Raw genomic sequence first — 15,949 nt, forward strand, 5'->3', positions numbered from 1 at the left:
TATAGTTTCTTTTGAAACTATATGATTGGTTTATTAATCAATATGATTGATTTTGTCTTTAATGGGTTTTAAATAGATAGTTTATGCTCTTGTTTTGTGGATGTGTGTTTTTCTGTTTGGAATATATAAATACATTTGCATAATGTAGTCTAAAGTTGTTTGAAATTTTATTTTAAGTTATTTTATCAAATTGAGTTTAATAAAAGAGGTATTTATGAGAAGATTTATGATGATTTTTGCTTGTATAGTGGCAAGCGTGGGGTTATCTCTAGCTCAAACTACGCGAGTATCCGGGGTAGTCGTAGACGATACCGGCGAAGCAGTGATAGGAGCTTCAGTTGTAGCTAAAGGAAGTATGGTTGGTACAGTTACCGATGTTGATGGCAAATTTTCATTGAATGTTCCATCTGAAAGAAAAACGTTGGTTGTTTCTTTGATTGGTATGAAGACTAAAGAGGTAGCAGTAGGTAGTGATCTGCGAATCATGTTAGAAGACGATTCCAAATTAATGAATGAGGTTGTGGTTACAGCAATGGGTATCTCTCGCGAGAAAAAAGCGTTGGGGTATGCTGTGGCTGAAGTGAATGGTGACGAGATGCTTAAGTCTCGTGGAGGAGTTGCAAATCCAATAAATTCACTAGCAGGGAAAGTTGCCGGTTTACAAATAACAGGTGCTACAGGTAATATGGGTGGTTCAACAAAAGTACTGCTTCGTGGTATAAAATCACTTTCAGGAAATAATCAGCCCTTATTCGTTATTGACGGTGTTCCTATTGAAGGAACAGATTTTAATAGTACCGATACCCAACGTGGCGGCGGAGGTTATGATTATGGTAACTTAATTCAGGATATAAACCCTGATGATGTAGCCAATATTTCGGTATTGAAAGGTCCTAATGCATCGGCTCTTTATGGTTCTCGTGCAGCAAATGGGGTGATTATGATTACAACTAAAAAGGGCGAAAAAAATCAAGGGTTAGGTATTAGCGTAAATTCTTCTATCGGGTTTGAGACTGTGAACAAATTGCCCAAGATGCAAAAAGAATATGGTGGCGGTTATAGTTTAACTCCTACACTAATTAATGGAAAGACTTATTTAGTGCCTGATTATGGTATTGATGAAAGTTGGGGACCTAAATATGATCCTAGTGTACAGTATCTTTCGTGGTACGATGTTGCTAGATGGGAAGCCGGAGGTAAAGTCGGAGATCCAACAACGTCAGCATGGGTAAGTCCTAGACACGATATTGATGATTTTTTCGAAACAGGTGTTTCGTTTACTAATAATATCAGTTTATCACAATCAACGGATAAAACAAGTCTTCGTGTTTCGTATACGAATATGACATTGAGCGGTTATATGCCCAACAGTAGCTTGGATAAAAACAGCTTTAATGTAGCAGGAAGTATTAATACAAGTAAGTATTACGAGCTATTTACAAATGTAACCTATCTGAACCAAGCGGCTAAAGGTCGTCCCGATACAGGATATGGAGACAATAACGTTATGCAGAAATTTATTCAGTGGGGACAGCGTCAGTTGGATATGAAAGAGCTTAAAGATCTTTACAGGTTCCCTGATGGTACTCAAGCCGGATGGAATAGAGGTGCATGGGATGATCCTACACTTCAATACTCTAATAACCCTTATTGGTCGCGTAATATGAATTATCAAAACGATACGCGTGATCGTTTGTATGGTAATGTGGGTATAAAAGTAAATATACTACCTAATTTAAAAGCACAATATAAAGTAAATCTAGATTACTTTAGTGATAAGCAATATGAGAGAAACGCAGTGTATTCTCAGGAATTATCTTCTTATAGTGAGACACATAGACAGCAACATGAAATAAATCATGAGTTCTTATTGATGTTCTCTAAAAAAATGAATGATAATATGACTTTGGATGTAAATGCCGGAGGTAATATTATGTATCGTAAATATACAAGATTGATTGGTGAGAGTGTAGGGGGATTAGTGTTACCCGAGTTTTACAATCTCGATAACTCAAGAAGTCAAGCTAAATCGACTAATTTCTTAAGTCAAAAATCAATTAATAGTGTATTTGCAAGTGCAGCTTTCGGGTATAAAGGTTTTGCTTTTGTGGATGCAACATTGCGTAATGACTGGTCTTCCACTTTACCTAAAGGAAATAATTCATACCTATATCCTTCGGTAACGGGTAGCTTCTTATTTTCTGAATTGTTGAAGCAAGATTGGTTGGATTTAGGTAAGGTTCGTTTAGGTTGGGCTAAAGTAGGTAGTGATACTGATCCTTACAATGTGTATGACGCTTACCGATTCTATACTTCTTTTGATGGTTCGCATGCTTATACGTTGCCATATAAAAAGAATAGTACTGATTTGAAACCTGAATCAACGTATTCTGTAGAGCTTGGGCTTGAACTTAATTTACTTAAAAATCGTGTAGGAGTTGAGTTTACATACTATAATTCCGAAACCCAAGATCAGATTATACCATTGTCTCTATCAGGTGCAACTGGCTATACATCTATGGTTGTTAATGGTGGAACTATTACTAACAAGGGTTTTGAGTTGATGTTACGAGGTGTGCCCGTAAGAACAAATGACTTTGAATGGAGTGTTGTAGGTACTCTTTCTGCAAATAAGAATAGAGTAAAAGAGTTGTTAGGTAACAGAGAAGAAGGTTATTTTAGATTGGCAGCTGCTCCTTTCAAAGTAGAAGTTGGTGCTCTTGTTGGAGATAGATACGGAGTGCTTATGGGTACTGATTTTGTATATGATGACAATGGAAATAGAATCATAAATGCTAATGGAACCTATGCTTCTACTGATGGCAATGTTCCATTGGGTAGTGTTTATCCTAAAGCATTAGTTGGATTCTCTAATACTTTCTCTTATAAAGGTATCGACCTAAGTATTTTATTTGATGCTCAGTTTGGCGGAAAATTCTTTTCCACTTCATATATGTTTGGCATGTATTCGGGTATGCTTGCAGGAACTGTGGGTAATAATGAACTTGGAAATCCAATACGTGATGCGGTTGAAGATGGTGGAGGTGTGTTGCTAGCTGGTGTGCATGCTGATGGTACTCCTAATACAACTCGTTTGGAAGCCGAAGACTGGGCTGGAGCAATTAATAGTGGTCCTGCCGCACAAAGCGTCTTTAAGAGCGACTTTATAAAACTTAGGGAAATTACTCTTGGATATAATATCCCTCTTCGATCAACAAAGTATATCAAAGCATTGAAAGTTTCTGCCTATGGACGTAATCTTGCCATGTTTGGATTAGATAACAGCAGCTTTGATCCTGAAATGGCAACAACAAGTTCAGGAAACGTACAAGGTATCGAAGGTGGAGCACTTCCTTCGGTAGCAAACTTTGGTTTCAATGTCGGAGTTCAATTCTAATTCCGCGAGTATTAATTATTTAAGATTTGAAGAAAGATATGAAAACAATTATAAAAGGTTTATTATTTGCGACTTTGATCTTTACGGCTGGTTCTTGTAAAGATTTGGAAGAGTTGAATATTGATCCGAACCAACCTTCTTCGGTCTCAACGGCGACGTTGATGACGGGAGCTCAAAAAAGTATGCTAGATTATATTTACGATAATTGGTTTAGTGGAAGACAAGCATTAGTATATTCTCAATACTGGGCACAACGAACTTATACCGAGGAAGATCGCTATCAAATTCGCGAGAGTGTAAATAATAATTATTTCAATTATTTATACCGAGTGGCAGGCAATTTAAATAATATTGAAAAATTGAATACCGATGAGGCTACAAAAAAAGGAATGGCTACCTATGGTGATAATAATAATCAGATTGCAGCAGCTAAAATTCTGAAAGTTTGGTTGATGCAGCTTATGGCTGACACTTGGGGGGCTATACCTTACAATGAGGCGTTTAAATTAGAGGAAGGTGTGTTGTATCCCAAGTATGATGATTTGAATACTTTGTATTATCAATTTATTACAGAATTGGATGAAGCAACAGCGATGATTAATGAAGATGCCGAAGTATTTACTGAAGGCGATTTAATTTATAATGGAGATGCTACGGCCTGGAAAAAGTTTGGAAATTCGTTGAAGTGTAAAATTGCTCTCCGTTTATCAAAGGTTGATCCTAAATGGAAGACATATATTGCAGAAGCAGTAACGTCGGGAATCTTTACAAGCAATAGCGATAATGCAGTGTTTAACTATTCAACAACAGCTCCCAATCAAAGCTATTTTTATAAAGGCTTTTTTGAGGACGGAAGAAATGATTTTTCAGTTGCTAAGCCTTTTGTTGACTTACTGAAAGGACAAGCTGATACATTGAATGTGAAAACTCACCCATGGAAAGGTGTAGTAGACCCACGTTTACCTATTTATACATCTGCTCGTAATGGAAAGTATATTGGACTGCCTTATGGATTAACAAGTGCGCAAATGACATCGGCTATTAGAAATGCTGCTCCTTCTTTTTATGCTGATGAACCTTTGGTTGTACAACCGAACTTTGCTATTTCCTTATTATCATACTCCGAAATCTGTTTTATTCTTTCCGAATATAAAGGTTTTTCAGTACCAGAATATAAAGAAGGGGTTAAAGCATCTTTGGAATATTGGAATGATCTTTATACAAAAGTAATGGGTAAAGCTCTTTTAAGCAGTGCTAGTATTGCCGATTATGTAGCTGTGGTAAGTGCAAGAGTTGATGCCGAAACAGTAGCAACGCAAAAATATATTCACTTGTACATGAATGGTACTGAAGCGTGGTCTGAATATCGCCGGACAGGATATCCCACTACATTATTGAAACCGGGAGAACATTCGTATGTTGTTGGAGGTGCAGTCTTAGATTTTACAACTTTATCTGAGACCAAAGGAGATATACCTGCTCGTGTGAAATATCCGACCAATGAAAGTACTCTAAACCCAACTGGGTTTAAAGATGCTGTATCTAAACTTACTGATGGAAGTAATAACTATTACAGCAAAATGTTTTGGGATGTAAGGAGTGTAGGGAATCCGCATCCTGCAAACAAATAATTACTTGATTTATTCAATCAATTAGAGAGGGTCGAGCCGTTGATGGTTCGATCCTTTTGTTTTGATAGATACGCTGGATGGCACTATTTTAGGTTAATATCGCTTTCTCCTAAAATATTTTTGTCTATATTTGTTAGATTGTGGTAATGTGTTTTCACGAATTACTTAATTTTTTTCTTGCATGAAAGATTTCTTTAAAAGCGTATTGGCTTCGATAGTAGGAATATTTATCAGCAGTTTTATTATAGGAGGGGTTCTTGTCCTATTGTTTTTTGGGTTTATCGGAGTATTATTAAGTAGTTCTTCAGATACATTTGTTCTAAAAAATAATTCGGTTCTGACGATTCGTCTAACCGGAGTAATGAAAGATCGGGTTTTAGAGAATCCGATAATAGAGTTTTTTAATTTAGGAGAAGCCAAAGAAATGGCATTGACAGATATTCTATCTGCCATAAAGAAAGCCAAAGAGAATGACGACATTAAAGGAATATATATAAGCTCAGGCTATTTTATGGCTTCGAGTGCTTCGCTGACTGAGATTAGAGATCAATTGTCCGATTTCAAGGAAAGTGGCAAGTTTATAATTGCCTATGCTGATGATTATATGCAGGGTGGTTATTTCCTGTCTACGGTAGCCGATAAAGTAATAATGAATCCTCAAGGCTCGCTCAATTTACAAGGCTTGTCTGCTAATCCTACCTTTTATAAAGGTCTGCTTGATAAAATTGGAGTAGAGATGCAAATATTTAAAGTCGGGACTTATAAGTCTGCCGTTGAGCCTTTCATCCTAGATAAGATGAGTGATGCCAGTAAAGAGCAGGTTGGTTCTTATATGAATGATATATGGTCAACTATCTTAGGTAAAGTTTCCGAATCTCGAGGTATTTCAGTTGAACGACTCAATCAGTTGACCGATACATTACCTGCATTTCAAGAGGGTGAGTTTAGTGTCAAAAATCATTTGGTTGATACTTTGATGTATGAATCGGAAGTTCGCCAATATTTGAAGACTTTGCTTGGTGTTGATGATTCGAAGAATCTGAATGTGGCTTCGGTTGCCGATATGGTTACAGTGAAAGATATCAAGAAATCGAAATCGACCGATCAAATTGCAATTCTATATGCTGAGGGTTCAATAGTAAGTGGAACTAAGCCAACGGATATTAATGATAAATATCTGATTAAAGAAATAGAGAAATTGCAGGATGACGATAATATTAAGGCAGTTGTATTTAGGGTTAATTCGCCGGGGGGAAGTGCATATGCCTCGGAACAAATATGGAAAGCTGTAACTGATCTTAAGGCTAAGAAGCCTATTGTTGTATCGATGGGCGACTATGCAGCATCAGGAGGATATTACATATCGAGTAATGCTTCTAAGATATATGCTCAACCTACAACGCTTACTGGATCGATAGGAATATTTGGAATGTTTCCTAATGTGGCAGGACTCACTAATAAGGTAGGTCTGAGTTTTGATAATGTAAAGACAAACAAATTTTCGGATTACGGAGATATTACTCGTCCTATGAGTGAGCAGGAAAAAGCTATTTTGCAACAATATATAGAACGAGGTTATAATCTGTTTTTGAGCCGTTGCTCGGAAGGAAGGAATATTCCACGAGAAACGCTTGAGAAGATTGCGGAAGGAAGAGTATGGACAGGTAAGCAAGCTCTCGAAATAGGTCTTGTTGATGCTATTGGAGGTCTGGATGATGCTCTTAAAGAAGCCGCTAAACTTGCGAATGTTTCCGATTTCTCAATAAGGGAATACCCCAAACAAGTAAGTCCTTTTGAAGCTCTTTTCAAGACTCAAACTGAAGATATTGCTACTCGTGCTTTAAAAGAGTATTTAGGTTCAGACTTTCTCTTGCTGAAAACAATAAAAGATATAAAAGACTTGAAGGAGCAAGATTTTATACAAGCACGTATGCCTTACAGTTTACAGTTAAATTAAGGTCTCAGACCTTTATCGCCTAGATGGGTTAATCTAGATGGGTTGTTTAACTTAAATGTATCAATCAATATAAATATTACTTGAAGTAGCTAGAACATCAATGCCTCATAATAACTTACATATAAAAAAATGGTTGCTGCCTATATCGTGGTTGTATGGGTTCGTTGTGTTTATACGGAATAAAATGTTCGAGTGTAAGATCTTGAAACAAAAGGAATACGACGTTCCTGTTATTTGTGTAGGTAATATTACAGTTGGTGGTACGGGTAAAACGCCACACACCGAGTATTTAATAGAACTGTTACAATCCGATTATCGTATAGCTGTCTTAAGCAGAGGTTATAAGCGCAAGAGCAAAGGCTTTGTATTAGCACAGAAAGGTTCTACTGTTGATGAGATAGGAGATGAGCCTTATCAAATAAAAAGTAAATACCCTAATATTCTAGTTGCAGTAGACGGCGAAAGGCAAAGGGGGATCGAGAATCTGCTTGCCTTACCTGAAAATGAAAAACCGAATGTTATTTTATTAGACGACGCTTTTCAGCACAGGTATGTGAAGCCGTCTTTTACAATATTGCTTACCGATTATAATAGATTAATGACTCGTGATAAATTGCTGCCTGCCGGACGTTTGCGTGAGCCTGTACATTATGCCGAGAAAGCAAATATAATAATAGTAACTAAATGTCCTGATGGTATAACACCTTTAGACTTGAGGTTGTTAGCAAAAGATATTCAGGCATACCCTTATCAAGATTTATTCTATACATCGTTTAGATATGGAGCGTTAATGCCTGTCTTTACAGAAAATGAAGAAGAATTGTTTTTAAAGAAACTTCAAAATAAGGATGTTCTGCTTGTTGCAGGTATTGCAAATCCCCGTCCATTTTTCAAAAAAGTAAAAAGATACATAAAGAAAGCCGAGACACTTCAATATTCGGATCATTATCAATTCACACCTAAAGATATTTCGGATATGAAGTCGAGTCTAAAAAGTATGGGAGATAAAGAAAAGGTAATTATTGTAACCGAAAAAGATGCAGCACGTTTTCGATCGATGAGTAATCTCGATGAGGAAGTAAAATCGATACTCTATTATTTGCCTATTCGGGTAAGCTTTGTAAATGAAGAAGAAAAAAAACTATTTAATAATAAAATCATAGATCATGTTAGAGAAAATTCGTGAAACGGCCGATTATATAAAAAGCAGAGTCGGAGATATACCCCAGTCAGCTATTATTCTTGGAACAGGCTTAGGTGAACTTGCTAATGCCATTACGGATAAAAGAGAAATACCTTATACTGAAATACCGAATTTTCCTGTATCGACTGTAGAAGGACATAGCGGAAAGCTTATTTTTGGAAAATTAGGAGATAATGAAGTGATTGCCATGCAAGGTCGTTTCCATTATTACGAAGGCTATACAATGAAGGAAGTAACATTTCCCATTCGTGTATTTCAAGCTTTAGATGTGAAATATTTGTTTGTCTCTAACGCTGCCGGTGGAATGAATGGAAGTTTTGATATTGCAGATATCATGCTTATTGATGATCATATCAACATGTTCCCTGAGCATCCATTACATGGTAAGAATTTTAATGAGCTAGGAACTCGTTTCCCTGATATGAGTAATGCTTATGATAAAGATCTTCGCAGATTGGCGATGGAAATTGCAAAAGAAAATAATATAAAACTACAACATGGTGTGTATGTGGGAACTCAAGGTCCTACATTTGAAACACCAGCAGAATATAACTATTTCCGTATTATGGGTGGCGATGCTGTGGGAATGTCTACAGTGCCCGAAGTAATTGTTGCAAACCATGCTAAAATGAAAGTGCTTGCATTTTCTATTATAACAGATTTAGGAGTAATAGGAAAAATAGTAGAAGTAACCCACGAAGAAGTGCAGGAAGCAGCTAAAATAGCTCAGCCTAAAATGGCATTTATTATTAAAGAAGTTATCAAAAGATTGAATAAATAATGCAACAACGTACTGAAATTGCTTCACTTGGAGAGTTTGGTCTAATAAAGCATCTAACTGAAAATATTAAACTAAAGCACTCAAGCTCTGTTTTAGGAGTGGGGGACGATGCAGCCATTCTGTCATATGCAGATAGTGCAAGTCAAAAAGTGTTGGTAACAACAGATCTATTGCTTGAAGGAATACATTTCGACCTGATATATGTTCCTTTAAAACACTTAGGTTACAAATCGGCAGTAGTAAATTTTTCGGATATCTATGCGATGAACGGGCAACCTAAACAGATCACAGTATCTTTGGGTGTGTCGAAACGTTTCTCTATAGAAGATCTGGAGGACTTTTATGCAGGTTTAGAATTGGCTTGTGAGCAATATGGGGTAGATATTGTAGGTGGAGATACCTCGGCATCTCTAACCGGTTTGTGTATATCTATTACTTGTATTGGAGAAGGTATAGAAGGCAAGATAGTAACCCGCGATGGAGCGAAAGAAAATGATATTATTTGTGTCTCGGGAGATTTAGGGGCAGCTTATATGGGGCTTCAACTTCTAGAAAGGGAAAAAGTTGTTTTTGATGGCAAAAGCGATTTTACTCCCGATTTTTCGGGAAGAGAGTATTTGCTCGAAAGACAATTAAAGCCAGAGGCACGCAAGGATATAATAGAAGCTTTGGCGAATGAAGGTATTGTACCTACTTCGATGATGGATATCTCTGATGGTTTGTCATCAGAACTTATTCATATTTGTAGACAAAGTAAGGTAGGTTGCAGAATCTATGAAGAAAGACTTCCTCTAGATTACCAAACAGCTGTGATGGCAGAAGAATTTAATCTGAACGTTACAACTGTAGCCCTTAATGGAGGTGAAGATTATGAACTGTTATTTACCGTACCACTACATCTACACGATAAAGTGTCGAAGATGAAAGGTGTGCGTGTAATAGGACATATCACAAACGAATCTTTAGGACTGGCTTTGGAAACAAGAGATAGTACTGAGATCGAGTTGAAGGCTCAAGGCTGGAACTCATTATCAGAAGAAGACTGACAAGTTTATCTATATAAAACAAAAAGAACCAATTTATTTAAAATTGGTTCTTCTTGTTTTATATCAGCAACTTTAATTGCTTTTACTCAGAGCAGTTTTTATAGCCTATGATTAATATTTAGCTCTAACTCTTTCGTATAATCGTACATTGCGTAACTTATCCTACTTTACTGCCAGGGGTAATAGTTGCAGAGGGTTGGATGAGAGATAAACTACCATCGCTGTTCTCTGCTGAAAGTAACATTCCGCACGATTCAATTCCTCGTAATTTTCTAGGCTCAAGATTAGCTATAAAGCATACTTGTTCACCTACTAAATCTTCAGGTTTATACCACTGAGCAATTCCAGATATAATAGTTCTTTTAGAAATACCATCATCGATGAGAAATTGAAGTAACTTATCTGCTTTAGGAACTTTAATACATTCAAGAACTGTTCCTACACGAATATCTACTTTCTCGAAATCAGGAAATTGAATAGCCGATTTTATAGGCGTAGCCTTATATTCAGAAGCTTCGTTTGCTTTTTTAGTATCTAGAAGCTTTTGTATTTGTTGTTCAACAGTTTCATCTTCTATTTTAGCAAATAGTAGCTCAGGTTGGTTTAATGTATGACCTACCGAAAGTATATCAGTGCGTCCCAATTGGTTCCATTCTAGATGCTCGATATTCAAGAATTCTTTTATTTTCTTAGCACTAAAAGGAAGGAATGGTTCGAATGCAATCGCTAGGTTGGCAGTTATCTGCAAAGCGATATTCAAAATAGTCTCAGTACGTGGCATATCTGTTTTAGCCGTTTTCCAAGGTTCGGTGTCAGCTAGATATTTATTTCCTATACGAGCTAGATTCATAGCTTCTTTCAAAGCATCTCGGAATCTATAATTGTCGAGATATTTTTCTACATTTTGTTTAACATCAGCAAACTCAGCAAGAGTTTCTTTGTCATAGTCGGTCAGCTCATGAATTGCAGGGACTTTGCCTTCAAAATATTTTTGAGTAAGAACCAGTGCTCTATTTATAAAGTTACCAAGTATAGCTACTAATTCATTGTTGTTGCGAGCCTGGAAATCTTTCCAAGTGAAATCGTTATCCTTAGTTTCGGGGGCATTAGCTGTTAATACATAACGTAAAACATCTTGTTGACCCGGAAATTCTTCTAAATACTCGTGAAGCCATACTGCCCAATTGCGTGAGGTAGAAATTTTATCACCTTCAAGATTTAAGAATTCATTAGCAGGAACGTTCTCAGGAAGAATATACGAACCATCAGCTTTAAGCATCGCAGGAAATACAATGCAATGGAATACGATGTTGTCTTTACCTATGAAATGAAGAAGTTTTGTGTCTTCCGATTTCCACCATTTTTCCCAACTATCAGGAAAAAGTTCTTTAGTATTCGATATGTATCCAATTGGAGCATCAAACCATACATATAGAACTTTGCCTTCTGCGCCTTCCAATGGAATGGGTACACCCCAATCTAAGTCACGACTTACGGCACGAGGATGCAAGCCCATATCTAGCCACGATTTACATTGACCATATACATTTGACTTCCATTCTTTATGATCTTCAAGAATCCATTGTTTTAACCATGCTTCATGTTTATCAAGAGGCAGGTACCAATGTTTTGTTTCTTTCATGATTGGAGCATTACCTGTAATGCTAGATTTAGGATTCTTTAAATCGGTAGGACTTAAAGATGTTCCACAAGATTCGCATTGATCTCCGTAAGCATTTGGGTTTCCACAATGTGGGCATTCTCCGGTTATATAACGGTCAGCTAAAAACATTTTAGCCTCTTCATCGTAATATTGTTCGCTCGTTTGCTCTTCAAACTCTCCTTTGTTGTATAATTTAAGGAAAAAGTCGGATGCAGTTTCTTTATGTATCTCAGAACTGGTACGTGAGTATATATCGAAAGCAATACCAAAATCCTCAAATGATTTTTTGATAATGCCATGATACTTATCTACAATATCCTGAGGAGTTACTCCTTCTTTTTTTGCACGTATGGTGATAGGTACACCGTGTTCATCAGATCCTCCGACATGTATTACTTCTTCGCCTTTAAGACGCAAATATCTGACATATATATCAGCAGGAATATATACTCCTGCCAAGTGACCAATATGTACAGGTCCGTTTGCATAAGGTAGGGCAGAAGTAACTAATGTTCGGTTATACTTTTTATTCATAGAATATTAGTAGTTATTATAAAATAATATGGATGCTTTTTCGCTGAAAAACATAATAAAATAGGTCTGTGACCTTAGTTGATCTTTTTGTTTCGAAAAAGACTTGCAAATATACTAAGTTCTATATAAAATAGGCTCTCTTAGGGGAATAAAAAAACGGGTGCAATCTTCTGTTGAATGCACCCGTTTATATTATTTGAGTTCTATCTCTTGTTTGAGATCTATTTCCTCTTTGTTCTGATCAAAAAATCGGTATTCGAGGAAAGCCAAGCTTTGGTCGGGAATAATTTTCATCCCGAAGCTGTACTTCCACTTCCATCTCGATTTTAAGGATGGGAATCCTTTGTCTATAAACGCTGCGACATAAGGGTGTACATGTAAGGTGAATTTCTTCACATTTAGTTTTTGTACTAAATAACTTATCTTAGATCTTAACGAGTCTGTAAATAGTATAGAGGGCTTAATCTCTCCTTTTCCAAAGCATGTAGGGCATGTTTCGGTAGTATCTACTACCATTTCGGGACGCACGCGTTGACGTGTGATTTGCATCAGTCCAAACTTGCTCAAAGGCAATATATTATGTTTTGCCCTATCATTAGCCATCAGTTCTTGCATTCTTGCAATCAGCTTGCTGCGGTGTTCGCCTTCCGACATGTCGATGAAGTCGATGACAATAATTCCTCCCAGATCGCGGAGTCTTAATTGTCGGGCAACTTCCTCGGCTGCTGCTGAGTTAACTTCCCATGCGTTGTTTTCCTGTCCTGCTTCTTTGTTTTTTGATCTGTTCCCGCTGTTTACATCTATTACGTGTAAAGCCTCGGTATGTTCAATGATCAAATAAGCTCCGTTCCGGAAGGTTACAGTTTTTCCGAAGAGTGCTTTTATTTGTTTTGTGACAGCAAAACTATCGAAAATAGGGAGTTCGTCTGTATAAAGCTTAACAATATCTTTTTTCTCAGGATCTATAATACTGATATAATCCCTGATTTGGTTATGTACCTCCTTGTCATTTACATGAATAGCCTGAAACGATGGATTGAATACATCTCGTAGGAGACCTACAATACGCCCGGTTTCTTCATATATTAATGTCGGAAGTTTTTCCTTCTGAATTTTAGGAAGATTATCCTCCCAACGCTTCACTAACGTTTTTAGTTCGTTATCTAATTCGATAACTTTTTTTCCTTCAGCTACTGTACGAACTATTACGCCGAAGTTTTTAGGCTTTATACTTTGAATAAGTTGACGAAGTCTGGCTCTTTCTTCTTTGGATTTTATTTTCTGAGAGATTGATACCTTGTCATTGAAGGGAATCAATACCAAAAACCTGCCTGCGAACGACAATTCCGATGTTAGTCTTGGACCTTTGGTTGAGATAGGTTCTTTGGCTATCTGAACCAAAATTTCCTGTCCCACTTTCAGTACATCACTGATACTGCCATCTTTGTCGATGTCCGCTTCGAGGGGCATCTTAGGTATTAGCGGAAATCGTTTTGTGTCGCTTAAGGCTTGTTTGAAAAATTTATCTACAGATTTAAATTGAGGACCTAAGTCTAAGTAATGAAGAAAAGCATCCTTTTTGTACCCAATGTCAATAAATGCAGCATTTAATCCGGGCATAAGTTTCTTTACTTTCCCGGCATAAATGTTACCAACTGCAAATGAGATGTCTCTTGCCTCTTTCTGAAGTTCGACAAGTTTCTTGTCTTCCAACACGGCAATAGAAATCTCTTGCGATTGAACATCAACTACAAGTTCGCTATTCATTTTCTATTACTTGTGACTATTAAAATTTGTACCAATACAGTTGTGAGGCTGTATTTAAAGAATCATGATGTTCTGAAATGCACAAAGAACAAACTTAAAATTTTATGATAGATTTAAGTTTGTTCTTGTTACTTCTTCTAAAATAAGACGTGAAAAAGATTATTTTTTCTTTTTATGTCTGTTTTTTCTAAGTCTTTTTTTGCGTTTGTGCGTAGACATTTTATGTCTTTTTCTTTTTTTACCGCTTGGCATATCTTTTATATTTAGAAATTAATACTCTACGTTATTCTACTTATTTTTTGACTTGATTTACAAAAACTTTAGCAGGTTTAAAAGATGGAATGTTGTGCTCTGGGATGATGATTGTTGTATTCTTAGAGATGTTACGAGCAGTCTTTTGAGCACGTTTTTTTACAACAAAGCTGCCAAAACCTCTCAAATAAACATTCTCGCTTTTACTTAGAGAGTCTTTCACTACTTCCATAAAAGATTCCACGGCTGTTAGAACGGTTGCCTTATCGATGCCAGTATTTTTAGCAATTTCGTTAACGATATCTGCTTTTGTCATTTTTGTATTTCCTTTTATTGTTAATTACTAATTTTTTGGACTGCAAATATATAGCTTTTTTATTTCCTTTAAAAATAATTGAAAGGCATTTTTCATTAAAAACTAATTATTTTCTCACTAGGCTTTAATAATGAAGTATCTTTGTCTTTATTTAACGATATTTTAAGTTTAATTTTTGACGATTGGAAACAGGTAATTTAATTAACGATAAAGAGGCTTTTTTTATCAGCCATATATTAATAAGGTGGTACGACCAAAATAAAAGAGATTTACCGTGGCGTGAAACTAAAGATCCTTATTTTATTTGGCTATCCGAAATAATTCTGCAACAAACGCGTGTGGTGCAGGGGTATGATTATTATATGCGTTTTACACAAACATTCCCTACAGTTGCTTCGCTTGCTAATGCTCATGAGGATGAGGTTTTAAAATTGTGGCAAGGATTGGGGTATTATAGTAGGGCCCGAAATTTGCATACAGCAGCTAAAATGATCATTTCAGATTTTGGCGGAGTATTCCCTTCTGTTTATAAAGATATTTTGTCGCTAAAGGGTGTAGGCGAATATACAGCGGCAGCGGTGGGTTCTTTTGCTTTTGAATTGCCACATGCAGTAGTTGATGGGAACGTATTTAGAGTTCTGTCTCGTCTTTTTGGTATAGATACTCCAATAGATACGACTCAAGGTAAGAAAGTTTTTACCGATCTGGCAAATGAGTTACTGGATCCAGAGCATCCCGGAGAGCACAATCAAGCTATAATGGAATTAGGGGCATTGCAATGTGTGCCTGTTTCTCCCAATTGCGGAATTTGCCCATTGTCTGATATCTGTTTGGCGTATAGCCAGAATAAAGTATCCGCCTATCCTGTGAAGCAGGGAAAGGTTAAAGTGAAAGAGCGTTATTTTAATTATCTGGATATAAGAATTGGTTCTTCGATGTTTCTTAATAAACGTACGGGTAATGATATATGGAAAAATCTATATGAGTTGCCTCTTATTGAAACTGAGGAAAAATTAACTTTAGATCAATTGCAGGAGACAGAGGCTTTTCGCCAGATTTTTGAAAAGGCAGGAAATATATCTATCCATCCGATGGGTATGACATTGAAACATGTACTATCGCATCGTATAATTTATGCAAATTTTTATACTATTACGATTACTGATGATGTGGCTATTCAAGAGCAATTCTTGAAGATTGATAAAGCTAATTTATTTAATTTTGCTATCTCGCGGCTGGTAGATCGCTACTTAGAACATCAGAGTGAGGGCGATTTATTCGCGTAAGAGTTGTATATTTGTGTCATTTTGTAAATAAAGACTCAGATTTATTTAATGTCTTGGGTTGATCTAATAACTGTAATCGGCTATTGCTCTAAACATATCATTAAATAGGTTTGTT

At 36.5% G+C, this 15,949-nt stretch carries 10 protein-coding genes; 7 read left to right on the forward strand and 3 right to left on the reverse strand.

Annotated features, from left to right (window positions below):
* Positions 1 to 214 precede the first annotated feature (214 nt).
* The 6 genes from HGC4_RS13565 (at position 215) to thiL (ending at position 10,016) form a co-directional block, all read left to right on the forward strand.
* A complete protein-coding gene (locus HGC4_RS13565) occupies positions 215 to 3,397 on the forward strand; it encodes a SusC/RagA family TonB-linked outer membrane protein (protein WP_242047194.1) in 3,183 nt (1,060 codons plus the stop codon).
* A 38-nt stretch (positions 3,398 to 3,435) separates the two neighbouring features.
* Positions 3,436 to 5,028 (forward strand): SusD/RagB family nutrient-binding outer membrane lipoprotein, encoded by a 1,593-nt coding sequence (locus tag HGC4_RS13570; protein ID WP_050710681.1) that lies wholly within the window; start codon positions 3,436 to 3,438, stop codon positions 5,026 to 5,028.
* A 181-nt stretch (positions 5,029 to 5,209) separates the two neighbouring features.
* Positions 5,210 to 6,985, forward strand: a complete 1,776-nt coding sequence (gene sppA, locus HGC4_RS13575) for a signal peptide peptidase SppA (RefSeq protein ID WP_050710682.1) — start codon at positions 5,210 to 5,212, stop codon at positions 6,983 to 6,985.
* Between the two features lie 100 nt (positions 6,986 to 7,085).
* Positions 7,086 to 8,171 (forward strand): tetraacyldisaccharide 4'-kinase, encoded by a 1,086-nt coding sequence (gene lpxK / locus HGC4_RS13580; protein ID WP_050710683.1) that lies wholly within the window; start codon positions 7,086 to 7,088, stop codon positions 8,169 to 8,171.
* Complete coding sequence (locus HGC4_RS13585; protein ID WP_050710684.1) at positions 8,152 to 8,970, forward strand: purine-nucleoside phosphorylase; 819 nt, start codon at positions 8,152 to 8,154, stop codon at positions 8,968 to 8,970. The genes lpxK and HGC4_RS13585 overlap by 20 nt, the downstream gene beginning before the upstream one ends.
* Positions 8,970 to 10,016, forward strand: coding sequence for a thiamine-phosphate kinase (gene thiL, locus HGC4_RS13590; RefSeq protein ID WP_050710685.1), 1,047 nt, complete (start codon positions 8,970 to 8,972; stop codon positions 10,014 to 10,016). Before HGC4_RS13585 ends, thiL begins: the two co-directional genes overlap by 1 nt.
* A gap of 157 nt (positions 10,017 to 10,173) precedes the next feature.
* Here the strand turns inward: thiL and metG are convergent, their stop codons facing one another.
* The 3 genes from metG to HGC4_RS13605 all read right to left on the reverse strand — a co-directional run bounded on the left by metG (position 10,174) and on the right by HGC4_RS13605 (position 14,548).
* On the reverse strand, positions 10,174 to 12,213 hold the full coding sequence (metG, locus tag HGC4_RS13595) for a methionine--tRNA ligase (protein WP_050710686.1): 2,040 nt from the start codon (positions 12,211 to 12,213) through the stop codon (positions 10,174 to 10,176).
* 192 nt (positions 12,214 to 12,405) lie between these two features.
* Entirely contained in the window at positions 12,406 to 13,980 is a 1,575-nt protein-coding gene (locus HGC4_RS13600; RefSeq protein WP_050710687.1) for an Rne/Rng family ribonuclease, read from the reverse strand.
* A gap of 292 nt (positions 13,981 to 14,272) precedes the next feature.
* Positions 14,273 to 14,548 (reverse strand): HU family DNA-binding protein, encoded by a 276-nt coding sequence (locus tag HGC4_RS13605; protein ID WP_026627129.1) that lies wholly within the window; start codon positions 14,546 to 14,548, stop codon positions 14,273 to 14,275.
* Positions 14,549 to 14,730: 182 nt separating this feature from the next.
* Here HGC4_RS13605 and mutY point away from each other — a divergent pair, with 182 nt between their 5' ends.
* The gene (gene mutY / locus HGC4_RS13610; protein WP_199327784.1) at positions 14,731 to 15,834 is read left to right on the forward strand and encodes an A/G-specific adenine glycosylase; all 1,104 of its coding nucleotides are present in this window, start codon (positions 14,731 to 14,733) and stop codon (positions 15,832 to 15,834) included.
* Positions 15,835 to 15,949: the final 115 nt, after the last annotated feature.

This window comes from Dysgonomonas sp. HGC4, from assembly GCF_001261715.1.
Lineage (GTDB): Bacteria > Bacteroidota > Bacteroidia > Bacteroidales > Dysgonomonadaceae > Dysgonomonas_A.